We start from the raw sequence: 13,072 nt of genomic DNA, 5'->3' as shown, positions 1-13,072 counted from the left end.
CGCATATCAGTAAAAAACAACAAGGTTATTTTATAGCTCAAATGCGTTTAAGAAGAGCAGCTGTAATGAGAAATTCCTCCTGCCCCAAAATAATGTAATGGGCGCAATTGGTAATACTTAGCTTCCGTCTCTTCTGACTGTTCGTCGTAAGGTGAAGCAAGTACCTTTTGGAGTTCGTAAATTAGTGTGAAGTCGCCCTTTTCAGCTTGTTGATAGGCTGGCACTACCAACCACTCACGCCAGATAAACTTGGGATTAACTTGTTTCATCTTAACCGTGACATCAGTTGGCGAGCTGTCTTTGCTTATTTGGCTTCGCCAGTTCTCATGCCACTCATTCCATTTTTCAAGTAATTCGGGGGTAGGCTGGTTGTAAAAGCTCTCGGTTAATCCTGAAACGTGTTGCGGGACATGAGATAGGGCTCTAAAGAACTTCGTATAGTCTACACCGGTGCGAACCATCAGTTGTAGTAGCTGAATAACAAAGTCGTGATGGTAGGAACGCAGTCCTAGTTTATCAGCCCACATCTGCTCCATTTTCTTATCCATTACAGCGGAAAAGCTATCTTGAATACGCCCTAACTCTTCTCGCTCAGCAGCAAAATTTTCTAACAGAACGCCAATTGAGCGACAGAACATATCAAAGTTTTTTTGCGCCGCTGCGGGTTGGTTTAAAAAGGAAAAATGTCGGCCACCGCCAATCCAGGGTTGGTAGGTAGGTTCAAACAGTTCACAAAACCCAAAAGGCCCATAGTCCAAGGTAAACCCACCTGCTGCACAGTTATCACTATTAAAATTACCCTGGCAATAACCCACTCGAACCCAGTTGGCGACAAGGGAAGTCAATCGCTCACAAAAGGCCGATGCAAGTTGAATGACTTGTGACTCGAAAGGAAGCGAAACATTGACATCGTCAGCGTATTCCCGTGTTATCAAGTGGGCGACTATATCTTGCAACTCCTGCCTAGCAGTAGGATGCTCATCGACACGCGCCCGTCTTGCGAATAACTCTAATTGCCCAACGCGAATGAACGATGGCGCGACCCGGGTAGTAATGGCCACCAAATTTGGCGTCATTACTTCTGGCTCGTGAGATTGGGAGCCTTCAAGATACCAAGGCCTATCTACTGTTTCAGATTGAGACATGAATAGACACAATGAACGGGAAGTGGGAATACCAAGCGCATGCATATGCTCTTGTACTAAAAATTCTCTTACGCTTGAGCGCAATACTGCCCGTCCATCTGCACCTCGGCAATAGGGCGTGCGGCCAGCACCTTTCAGTTGCATTTCCCACCGCTGGTTATTTAGCACACCCTCAAAGATTGAAATAGCACGCCCATCACCATAGCCATTCCCCGTTTGAAACGGGCACTGTTGATAATACTCAGTGCCATAGATAGACAACGCATATCCGGTAGCCCAGCCTTGCTCTGCCATAGTTGGAGGGAGCCCAGACATATCGCCAGAAAATAAACGCATAAATGCCTCGGAATGAGCCATTCCGTCGGCAAAACCAAGCTCTTCAAAAAAGCTACGACTATGGGTGACGTAGTAAGGCGACTGAATTGGTGTTGGCTTTACCTGGACAAAATGCCCAGTAAATACCTGGCGAGGTTGGTGGTCTTCGCCATCTTTTCGGACATGGGGGTCTACGGTGAGCGAGTTAACAAATGAGTAATCTGCTTTAGCGGCGAGCTCGCTGACTGTCTTTAGTACATGGGTTGAGTCAGATTTAGTTTTTTTTGACATAATTTGAGACTGTATGGTGGTGGCATTGGGCTTAGGCACATTGCCTTCTTTCATGGTGAGAGTCCGAGGGTTTATGAAACTTTTACTCACAGTAAAGATCAACAGTCGCTATCGTAGAATAATCATCAGTTAGGTGCAAATTGTTGACCGAGGACAAGGAATAAGTTGCTATGTTAAATATAGTCTACGCTTCAAGATAAAAACGCTGAACTGTACGATACTTCTGTAATAAGCCGTTAGCCATGTTAGAGGTAGTGAAGGGCTGCATGCGCTTACTGTATTTAGCAGCTACCAAGCAATAAGAGGCGACATGGATCATTTACTACTACTGGGCAACATCATTGGGGGGCTAGGTTTATTCTTGCTGGCCATCGGCATGATGACTGATGGGTTGAAGTTAGCTGCAGGGAACGCACTGCGAACGCTGTTAGCTAAATGGAGTAAAACACCGCTGAGAGGGGTATTGTCTGGTGCCGCAATGACAGCCTTGGTGCAGTCTTCCAGTGCGGTTACTGTAGCGTCTTTAGGGTTTGTTAATGCAGGCCTCTTAAGTATGCGTCATGCTCTGGGTATTGTGTATGGGGCTAATATCGGGACGACCATTACAGGTTGGTTAGTGGCGTTGGTCGGGTTCAAAATAAACATTCAAGCTATAGCCTTGCCTATGATAGGCACCGGCATGCTATTGAAGTTACTCAGACCTAATAGTCGTTTGGCTTCTGCGGGGGTAGCACTTGCAGGGTTTGGTTTATTCTTTGTCGGTATTGATACCCTTAAATTAGCATTTGAGGGCATGGTGAGCACATTTGACCTTACCCAATTTACTGCAAGTGGTGTATCAGGATTCCTGATGTACTTGGCGATAGGGTTTGTCATGACGGTGCTGACTCAGTCGTCGAGCGCATCCATTGCCCTAACCATCACCGCAGCGGCGTCTGGAATGGTGGGTATTTATGCGGCAGGTGCTATGGTAATCGGTGCTAATATCGGCACCACATCTACCGCTTTATTTGCATCAATAGGAGCCACATCGAGTGCAAAACGGGTGGCGAGTGCTCAGGTCATTTTCAATGTGGCTACTGCTGTCGTTGCTGGCCTCATACTGCCATTCCTTTTCGCCTTTATTCATTGGTTAACTCGCACCTTTGAATTAGATGCGGATCCAGGGATCACACTTGCGATCTTCCACACCCTTTTTAATTTGATGGGGGTTATTTTGATATTCCCCCTTAACGACAAACTGGCAAATTTTTTAGAGCGTCGTTTTGTGTCAACTGAAGAACAAGCATCTCGCCCAAAGCATCTCGACAAGAACATCGCCCAGACACCTGTTCTGGCAGTCAATGCACTGATACTTGAGTTACTTTCAGTTGCAGACCGTTTTTTACACGTTTATCCCAAGTTGTTGTCAGGGCGACAAAGTGACCTCAATGACGTTGAAAAGGAACTCAACGTGGTGGAAACCCTGTGTGCTCACGTCTCGCAGTTTATTGTAGAGGTCGAGCGTTCAGCTCTGAGCAAGGATACTACCGAAGCGCTGGCTAGATTAATGCGGGTGGAGCATTACATGTTTTACTGCGCCCAAAAAGCTGCGGCTACTATTGCGCTTAGTCGCTCACGAGAAGCTCTCAGTAAGGCAGAGCTTGAAGGCAAGGTGCACAATTACTTGTCAGAGACTCATGAGTTTCTGCGAATGGTAAGGTGGAGACAGTTTGCAAGTAGTGAATTACTGACGGTTCAGTTTGAGCTGCTTGAGAAAGAACATCACGGTCTGAAATCTGCCTTGGTTATGGGGGCAACGCAGGGGCAGGTAGCGGTAACGCAAATGACTGATGCTACTGAGTGCATGGAGAACCTGCTTCAAATAGTACAGATGTGGACAAAAGCGTTTAGCAGGATTCAGCAAGTAGAAGACAGCATATCAACAACATCGGCGGATGATAACAACCAACCAAACGCCACAGTAGGTGAATAAGGAGTTTTTATGGCAACACTGACTTTTTTAGGGGCAGTAGAAGGGGTAACAGGCTCGATGCATCTGTTAGAAACTGAGCACAGCACGATTTTATTAGATTGCGGTTTGTATCAGGGGAGGCGCGAAGAAGAGGCGAAAAACCAAGAGCCTTTACCCATAAACGTCAATAAATTAGACGCAGTGATATTATCTCACGCTCATCTTGATCACTCAGGTCGTTTACCTATTTTGGTCAGAGAAGGATATGGCGGACCAATTTATATGACTCGCCCTACTACTGATTTAATTGAAGTGTTGCTCAAAGATGCGGCCTCATTACAAGAAAGGGATGCGGAGTGGGAGAATAAGCGTCGTCGACGTTCCGGTAAGCCGCTTGTTGAGCCACTTTATCGACAAGACGAGGTAGATGGTGTTTTGGCGCTCTGTGAACAAACTCGCTATCACACTAAACGAAAAATTACCGAAGATGTAGCAATCAACTTTGCGGATGCAGGGCATATTCTGGGGTCTGCGATTGTGGAAATATTCATTACAGAAGGCGATAAGGTTAAGAAGCTGGTATTCTCAGGGGATTTAGGGAATTCACAAGCAGCACTATTACGCGACCCTGACATAGTCACCACAGCAGATATAGTTTTGCTGGAATCAACTTATGGAGACCGCAATCATCGTACAATGGAAGAAACACTGGATGAATTTGAACAAGTAATTTTAGAAGCCAGTGAAAACGGTGGCAATATTCTCATTCCTTCTTTTGCTGTAGGGCGTACACAGGAAATTATCTTCCGCTTAGGTGAGTTATATCAACAGGGTAAATTGTCTCAGCAAAAAGTGTTCTTGGACAGTCCTATGGCGATAGCCGTAACCGAAATTTATCATCGCTATCAGGATGTGTATAACGAAGAAGATCTCGACACATTAGAAGAAAGCGCACAATGCTCAAGTCGCCACAGTCGATGTCAGAAGCAGAGCTTACATTCATTACTTCCCATTTTGAGTTATACCACGTCAACAGAAGAGTCTATTGCACTTAATAAGGTGGTAAGCGGCGCCATTATTATTGCCGGCAGTGGTATGTGCAATGGCGGTCGAATTCGCCATCATTTAAAACAAAACCTATGGCGCAAACAGTCTCATGTGGTGTTTGTCGGGTTTCAGGCCATAGGCACGCCTGGACGTACGCTCGTCGATGGCGCCAAGCATATTAAAATGGCAGGGGAAAACATTGCTGTTCGAGCCCAAATTCACACACTAGGCGGCTTTTCTGCCCATGCGAGCCAAGATCAGCTTATAGACTGGCTGGCTCACTTTGAAGGCAATCCCAAAATCTATCTGGTGCATGGTGAAGATGGTGCCAAAGATAAACTAAGAGAGGCCATTCAAGCAAATGGAAGGCAGGCGTCTATTCCTCATTTAAATCAACGCCTCGAGTTCTAAGTGAGGCGAGGGAGAATAGTGTGCTGACACGCAAGCCTGTTGTATATGCCAACAGGCTCCGGTTAGGAGGTTGGGCGTAATGCGAGTTGTCCTTCCTCTACACTTAATTTCAAAGGCATGTGAGAGAGTAGACTGACTGCCTTGTTGGTTGAATCAAGTCGGTATACTGGGTTGGCAGCTAAGTAGCCGTTTATTAACTGCATAAATTCGCCACTTAAGGGCGCTACATTCCCTCTAAAACCGCCTGCATCTATTGTACTGTCTATCAATGATAATGAGCGCACATAGATGGCTTTCTCTTGGTTGTCATAATAAGGCGTACCCGCTAGCGCAATACGTAGTTTGAGTGGGTAACGAAACCCAAATGCGCTGACAGTCGCGCGGGCTTTGGTTGCCAGATGTACGATATCTTGTCCTTCTGGACCGATAGTCACGGTAAGGTCGTCAACATTTAGCAGTACGGGAATGCCTGCCACTGAGGCCTTTTTCTGTAGTTTGACAACTTGAGCATCGAGAGCATGCTCAAGCTCAGCTTCCGATAGGGTGAAAACCGACATTTGTGAGAGGGTCGAGCAAGCACTGATAAGCAGCAAGGCGAAAACAATCGATAAAATTTTCATACCAGTATTGGGTCTTTATGGAAAAACTCATTGGGAATAATGTGCCCAAAGTATATCAGGTAAGGCTTATGTTCGACAGCGCAAAGCAAACATCGCCGTGCCCCTTTGGACTGACCATGGCATTAACCCGGACTTCGCGCTTGATCTTGATATTATCTCTGGCTTCTTTCCATTGGAATAGATCAACCAGATGCTCTGGATACTCGATCTGCAATATCATCTTTCGTGCGATCAAAAAACAGAAAAAGCATTTCATGGAAAGGAATTGAATTGGATTGGTGAAAACGTTATGGGGACAGTGTATTACACACAAAATAGATACATTGAGAATGTGGATGGCGCGCAAGAGTTATCAGGTCAGTAATTTGCCCTTTGTGCGCCGTTGTTACTGCGTCCCAAGCTACTTACGCTTCACCGGCCAAAAATCGAATCCTCCCGATACAAAATTAATGATGGGAAAGGTAACGCCAAGCATGGCGCTGGCAATCCAAATTTCCTTGCCATAGCCTGCATCGGGCCCTGCGCCTAGTGGGCTTCCTACCATTAAAGGTAACAGCCACTGGTAGAGCTGGTACATAAGAAATGCACCTATCATACAGATTACAATTTTAAACAGGCCTTTTTGGGGTTGCTCAATACTCGTCAATAGCTGAAATTGCATCATATTTTGAACTAAGAACGTGCCAAATATGAGGCAAACCGGACCTTTCACCATAAAGTCCATGGGATCCATGTGTAACCAAAATACAAAGAGGGAATATACCAACAGTGCAATAACCACAATCAACAATGTAGAGACTGCACCCATAAGCGGTTGTCGCTCGGGTGCAAACCACCGGCTAACTGGCCAGAAGTCCATCATGGTAAATAACATCAATATGGAAGCACAGGTCACTGCGAAGGTAAGCGCAGTAATACCATTAAAGAGACCTGAAGGGGCAAATACATGCGTGTAAAACGGTAATTGAGCAAAAATTTCGTAGTTATAAAACACACAAAATAGAATAAAATTTAAAGCGTAACAAAACACTAAGGTGGCTAACCCCAATGTAAACGGCTGGCGACAAAATAACGACATTGGCCAACAGCCAAACGCTAAAATAACAAACAAGCTTACAACCACCGACTGAATAACAAAGTGGATAAGGATGGGCGTCAATGCACCTTGACCGACAGTGAAGTAGAGGATGGGCATCACGATAAGACTGGCTAAAAAGAACAAACCAACCAGTGCCAATCCTTTTGATGGCTGGTTGAGCGAGTTTAGACATGCCGGAATACTGTTGTGCCACACCACGGCTTGCATAATCTGAAATGGGGTTGCACACATAAAAGCATAGCTTACCCAGTGTACAAAATGCGCTTGCCCCCAGTACTGATTTACCGCATACATAAACGCGATAGTTACCACGAGCACCCATAAGATACTTAGCAGTCCCACAGATATAATTTGCTGTTGTGACTGTCCGGTATTGATAGCGCCTCCCATATATACCTCCAACGAATTAAGCGCGAATAAAAAGGCAGGTCAGATAACGCTATGTTATCTGACCTGCGAGGTTATAAAATTGCAGCGGATTTAGAATCGCCACTTGCCAATAACGCCATACATGGGTGTACCTTCGTTGGCAATACAGTAGGCTGAGCCGCCCACAGCGGTAAGCTCCCATTTATAGGTACAGCGCTTATCACCGGTAATATTGTTGCCATACACAGTCACCTCGTATTCTTCAAAGTCACCGAAGGTCCACACCGCACGTACATTGACCTGGTTGGTTTCTTCTAACTCATCAATTAGTGCACGTTCGGTGGCATAGGCTTTGGGAGAGCTGCGATATTGATAATCCAACTGAAAATCAATCACGCTGTTTTCCAGTTCCACTGATTTAGTCAGCATGATATTGGCAGATGCATCGGCAGCAAAGGGCAGCTCGTGTCCCACTTGCGCGGCAGCTTCATCTGAAGACTCAGTAATTTCAGTGTCTTGCAGTCCAACTCCCCCTTGTAGACGAAAATCGTTGGGAAGTGCCCAGCGAAACTCCAATTCAAGACCTTTGAGTTCTGATTCATCTATGTTGACGAAATCTGGGCCATTTGGACCGACAAAGAACTGCTGTTGATCTTCCCAGATGTAGTAGAACAAGGCACCATTAAGTTGAAGCGTGCCTTCCAGCAAAGTCGATTTAAAGCCCACCTCCAACGCGTCGAGAATTTCTACGTCCACATTCTGGCGGGGAATACCAGTATGTGGGCCATGAATAAACTCCACATCGCTTTTTCCTGAACGGAATCCACGAGAGAAGCTCGCATAACCAAAGAGATCCTTGTTGAACTGATAATCTAAACCTATCTTGCCGCCTATTTCGTCAAAAGTGAGGTCTTCGTGCGAACCACCGATATCTTGACGACACAAGGTGCCGCGATTATCCGGCGTGCCTCCACTGAACAAGTTGCCGTCACCGTCTAAATCACACAATGGATAAGCGCTCGACACCGCCAGAGTGCTTTCTCTGTCCCAAAAGTAGCCGTGCGGTCGCAAGGTATTATCCAGGTTACCCACAATCAGGCTGGGTAAGCGTTTTTCATCGTGGGTGTAGCGTATACCGAATGTAAGATCTAATTTCTCTGTCAACGAAAATTCGGTGTGAACGTAGGGCGACCAGACGAAGTTTTCGACTTCTGCGACTGAAAACGAGGTTTGATTACTGGCCGGGTTGCCGCCAAATGCAAGAATGACCAAGCCACCTCCTGCTGGTGGACCCCCATATGGCAGAGCTGAAATACCAAAGTTAATGTTTTGACTTAAGGTGGCGTCTTCACCGAAAAAATACAGGCCGGCTATCCATTTAAAAGGCGCGTCGTCGTCGGAAATCAGACGGAATTCCTGACTCCACTGCTCGTATTCCTGATCCTGATTTATCGCCTGAATAGCCTGAGGGGCCGGCTCTGGGCCGCCCAGTTGCTCATGAATAAAAACACTCAGGTTTGACACGTTGCCAGGGTTGGCATTGCCGCCCACATCGTAACCCCAGCGCACATCGGTGGCGTCATAAGAGGTAATCGATGAGAAGGATGCCCACTCTAAGTCGTGCACAATTTTTAAATAGCCACCCACATTGTCCATTTCAAACGGTTGAGAGTGATTGACGTATACATCATGCCAGTCGTCAGTTGAGGGATTGTCACCTTGGTTATTGAAGGTATTAGGGTAATAGCGTTCAAAGTCGATTTGTTCACCTGGTGCAAACCGCGTAGTCGGTAGTGGTCCCCGTTCAGGGATACCGTTTTCAATACGCGTACCCACGGCGCGAACCGGATCCATTTCACTATCCTCATTCGCCCAATGGATATTGGCGGTAATTTGCGTGTTTTTAGATGGTTCTATCAGTAGTGTGGCTCGAAGTGACTGGCTTTCTTTATCACCAAATTCATCATTGCCGCTGGACAAATCATTCCAAATGCCGTCGCGTTGGTAAGATTTACCCGCTAAGCGAAGTGCAGCATTGTCAGACAACGACACCGTACCGGCGGCTTCAAGATCAATCAGATTATAATTACCCAAATTTACCGATACATAGCCGTCACTGTCGCCGTCTAATTTGGGTTGATTTGATATGTAGTTAACGGCGCCACCTGTGGTATTGCGGCCAAACAACGAGTTTTGTGGGCCGCGTAAAATTTCAATACGCTCCATGTCGAATAAACCCACCCCTGAAAGGTACGGCGCACTCATGGTAACCTCATCCATGTAGATGCCGACAGCGCCTGTTGCCGTACCGAAAAAGTCACTGGTTCCTACGCCGCGAATGTTGATTTGCTGGTTTGCTGCATTTTGGCCGGAAATATTGACGTTAGGGGAGATACGTGTGATGTCAGAGGCTTTTTGAATGCCCATTTTTTTCAAGCTATCACCGTAAACGGCCTGCATCGCAATAGGGATTTCTTGAATTGACTCGGCGCGCTTTTGGGCAGTAACAATAATCATTTCAAGCGCAGCGTCGTCGTCTTTCTCGGTTTCAGTGGGGTCGGTTTGCGCCATGCTGTTGTGGCTTGCTAACACCAGCGCAATGGCTGCACATAGTGGGCGAACCCGCATGCCCTCCCGCAAGGTAACTTGCTTCTCTGATTCATCGTGTCTGATCATGGTTTTTCTCTTTAAAGTATTGTTATCGTGTTGGTGTGAATATCAGGGTTGAAATCACCTTAAAGAGGTTCGAGAACGGCCACCAATCAGAAAAAGTAACAAACCTATCACTTTTAATTTACATTGGTAGGTGGTGTGCTGGGGACATGGTAGAGTAAATGGGCGCTGATAGCTGACAGGACAGCGGGTTAGCAGGTATTTACCAGCGCTTTAAGTAAACACTGAGTTATCGTTGATAGCGATAACATTTCTCATAGCGGGTAAATATTTCTTCATGCTGAAGGGTGAGGTTAACATGACTTACATGCTGAGACATGATGTGCCGGAGTTAAGTCTACGGCAACTAAAAGCAGTTATTGTGGTAAACCAGACGAAGAATGTCACAAAAGCAGCAAAAGCGTTGAATCGCTCTCAAACGGCGATAACTAAGTCCATCAACGATTTAGAGCTACGTCTGAATTGTCAGCTGTTTGAGCGCATGTCGACAGGTATGAAACCTACGGTTTATGGTGTTGCAGTGGCTAAGCGAGCCCAGTTGGCGCTTGATGAACTAGAGAAGGCCGGTGAGGTGTATACCAGTTTCGTACGCGATCCTCGCCCCTTTCAACGCATTCCTATATTTTCTATGGATGTCAGCTATAAGCGACTGGCCGCATTTATTGCCCTTTATGAAACCAAGCGCATTCAGTGCGCTGCGGACATGCTGGGTAATACTAAAGCGTCAGTGTACAGCTCGGTTAGGCAAATGGAAGAGTGGCTTAAGCTTCGTTTGTTCGAATCGGAGCCTGATGGTGTCTCACCTACCGCGTTTGGTAAAATATTGGCAATGCACGTTAAGATGGCCTTTGCTGAAATTCGTCGTTGTGTAGAAGATATCGAAAGTATTGACGGGGTAACCCAAGGACGCGTTAGCGTAGGCACTTTACCTTACACCCGCACCTATATTACGCCCAAAGCCATTAATCAGGTGCTGTTGGAGCACCCAGAATTGACAGTGACCACACAGGAAGGCTCGTATGAGACCATGGAAGCTGCGCTACGCAGTGGCGATATCGACTTGATTGTCGGTGCGGTACGCGAGCATGAAGCCGACTCCGATATTACCACTGAGATTTTATTTGAGGACAAACTGGCTGTTATTGCCAGACGGGATCATCCTTTAATGAAAGAGCGACAAATTAACGTGCAGCAGCTTCCAGAGTTAGCCTGGGTACTGCCAGCTAAATGTGCGCCGGCGTGGCATCTATTTAATGAATTGTTACAGCGCTACCATTTGCCTATGCCTAAACAAGCTATGTACACTAGCTCGCTGTCGATGGTGAGGGGATTGTTGATAGATAGCGACCGTGTGGCATTACTGTCTGAACATCAAATATATTATGAAAAACAATGTGGGTTGCTTGATGTGTTACCGGTTGAGTTGCCCGATACTTACCGGCCTATTGGAGTAACCATGCGCAAAGCTTCTCAACCTTCTCCTGCGACAAAGTTGTTCCTCGATCAACTCCGTGCAGTGGCGAAATGTGTAGAGGGGCTAGCCAATGCTAAACAATTGACCCGAAGCAAGATACATTCGCTTATGCCTGCATTAGCAAGCGCTTAATGTGTGAAAGTTAATTAATAGCTACAGAACAGTATGAATTGCGATCACCGAATACGTACGGTGATCGTTTTTAACTTCTAACTCAACGCTATCTAAATTCAGCTAAATGGGATAATGCCCCGGCTGGGTTTCGATTGTTATCCAGCGCAATTCTGTAAACTGATCAATACCCGCTTTACCGCCGAAACGGCCATAACCTGAAGAGCCTACGCCACCGAAAGGCATTTGTGCTTCATCGTGTACTGTGGGCCCATTGATATGACAAATACCGGATTTGATACGTTTGGCGATGGTCAGTCCCTTCGCTGCATCGCGGGTGAAAACCGCCGCACTTAAGCCGTATTCACTGTCGTTAGCGATAAAAACTGCCTCATCGTCATTAGATGCGCGAATGATAGCCACAATTGGACCGAAGCTTTCTTCCCGATAGATCTGCATCTCAGGCGTAACGTGGTCAAGAACCGTCGCTGTCATTAGTACATTCTTGCTCTTTCCACCGGTTACCAGTGTTGCGCCTTTGGCTATCGCGTCATCAATCAAGCAGTTTACTTTGGCGACGGTTCGCTCGTCTACAACAGCGCCAAGTGGCGTATTACCTTCTCGAGGGTCCCCCGTTTTCATAGAGCCGGCTTTTTGTTGGAGTTTCTCAACAAATTCATCCGCAACACCCTGGTGTACGATGAGGCGTTCTGTAGACATACAAATTTGACCCTGATTCATAAAGGCGCCAAATGCCGCTGCTTTTACGGCTTCATCAAGATCGGCATCTTCCAGAACTAATAGCGGGGCTTTGCCACCCAATTCAAGTAAAACAGGTTTTAAATGTTCAGCAGCACGCTTCGCAATAATCCGCCCCACCGCAGTAGAGCCAGTAAAATTAATGCGTTTTACATGAGGGTTATCAATAAGCGCACCGACGACCTCTGCGGCATCTTCGGTGGCATTCGTGACAATATTTACTGTGCCTACAGGAAACCCCGCCTCTGAACAAGCTTCAATGATCAAGCTGTGAGTACGCGGACAAAATTCGGAGGCTTTGAGTATTACCGCATTACCACAGGCCAAAGCAGTGGAAATGGCACGGACACCTAATATGATAGGGGCGTTCCAAGGTGCAATACCTAATATAACACCGACAGGCTCGCGGATGGCCATGGCCAGGCAGCCGGGTTTGTCTGAAGGGATAGTTTCGCCGCCTATTTGCGTAGTCAGTGAAGCCGCCTCTCGCAACATTGAAGTCGCAAGACTTAGATTGAACATAGCCCAACCGGCGGTTGCCCCTACTTCATTCATCATAGCGTCGACAAATGCTTCTTGCTTTGCTTGTAGTGCTAACGCAGCTTTTAATAATATATCTCTGCGGGCGTTTGGCCCGTATTGAGACCAAAGCTCAAAACCGCCTTGGGCAGTACTTGCAATGGAGTCCATGTCACTTGCCTGCATGGCAGGGCAGCTACTTGCGCACTCACCGGTCAGTGGGTTATTTCGTGTAAACTTCATAAAATTTTCCCTATCCTTCGCCTCAAGTATTGCCTTGCAAGG

At 46.6% G+C, this 13,072-nt stretch carries 9 protein-coding genes; 3 read left to right on the top strand and 6 right to left on the bottom strand.

Annotation, left to right across the window (positions count from 1 at the left end; translation table 11 throughout):
- Positions 1-47: 47 nt before the first annotated feature.
- Complete coding sequence (locus ACMCM8_RS13115; protein ID WP_412727722.1) at positions 48-1,751, bottom strand: protein adenylyltransferase SelO; 1,704 nt, start codon at positions 1,749-1,751, stop codon at positions 48-50.
- 310 nt (positions 1,752-2,061) lie between these two features.
- On the opposite strand from ACMCM8_RS13115, the gene ACMCM8_RS13110 reads away from it, so the two are divergent.
- Positions 2,062-3,726 (top strand): Na/Pi cotransporter family protein, encoded by a 1,665-nt coding sequence (locus ACMCM8_RS13110; protein WP_412723063.1) that lies wholly within the window; start codon positions 2,062-2,064, stop codon positions 3,724-3,726.
- A 9-nt stretch (positions 3,727-3,735) separates the two neighbouring features.
- On the top strand, positions 3,736-5,163 hold the full coding sequence (locus tag ACMCM8_RS13105; protein WP_412723062.1) for an MBL fold metallo-hydrolase RNA specificity domain-containing protein: 1,428 nt from the start codon (positions 3,736-3,738) through the stop codon (positions 5,161-5,163).
- 62 nt (positions 5,164-5,225) lie between these two features.
- Here ACMCM8_RS13105 and ACMCM8_RS13100 read toward each other — a convergent pair whose 3' ends face one another.
- The 4 genes from ACMCM8_RS13100 to ACMCM8_RS13085 form a co-directional block, all read right to left on the bottom strand.
- Positions 5,226-5,783 carry a DUF1439 domain-containing protein gene (locus tag ACMCM8_RS13100; protein WP_412723061.1) on the bottom strand — a complete coding sequence of 186 codons (558 nt, stop codon included), beginning with the start codon at positions 5,781-5,783 and terminating at the stop codon, positions 5,226-5,228.
- Positions 5,784-5,838: 55 nt separating this feature from the next.
- Positions 5,839-6,003, bottom strand: a complete 165-nt coding sequence (locus ACMCM8_RS13095) for a hypothetical protein (protein WP_412723060.1) — start codon at positions 6,001-6,003, stop codon at positions 5,839-5,841.
- Positions 6,004-6,183: 180 nt separating this feature from the next.
- On the bottom strand, positions 6,184-7,272 hold the full coding sequence (locus tag ACMCM8_RS13090) for a hypothetical protein (RefSeq protein WP_412723059.1): 1,089 nt from the start codon (positions 7,270-7,272) through the stop codon (positions 6,184-6,186).
- A 90-nt stretch (positions 7,273-7,362) separates the two neighbouring features.
- Complete coding sequence (locus ACMCM8_RS13085) at positions 7,363-9,927, bottom strand: TonB-dependent receptor (RefSeq protein ID WP_412723058.1); 2,565 nt, start codon at positions 9,925-9,927, stop codon at positions 7,363-7,365.
- 295 nt (positions 9,928-10,222) lie between these two features.
- On the opposite strand from ACMCM8_RS13085, the gene ACMCM8_RS13080 reads away from it, so the two are divergent.
- Entirely contained in the window at positions 10,223-11,530 is a 1,308-nt protein-coding gene (locus ACMCM8_RS13080) for a LysR family transcriptional regulator (protein WP_412723057.1), read from the top strand.
- Positions 11,531-11,632: 102 nt separating this feature from the next.
- Here ACMCM8_RS13080 and ACMCM8_RS13075 read toward each other — a convergent pair whose 3' ends face one another.
- Positions 11,633-13,030: an aldehyde dehydrogenase gene (locus ACMCM8_RS13075; protein WP_412723056.1), complete on the bottom strand. Its 1,398-nt coding sequence runs from the start codon at positions 13,028-13,030 to the stop codon at positions 11,633-11,635.
- Positions 13,031-13,072 lie beyond the last annotated feature (42 nt).

This window comes from Alteromonas sp. D210916BOD_24 (assembly GCF_047159385.1).
In the GTDB taxonomy this organism is placed as follows: Bacteria; Pseudomonadota; Gammaproteobacteria; order Enterobacterales; family Alteromonadaceae; genus Alteromonas.
The sequence above is the reverse complement of the archived record's forward strand: the minus strand, read 5'-3'. Positions and strand labels throughout refer to the sequence as shown.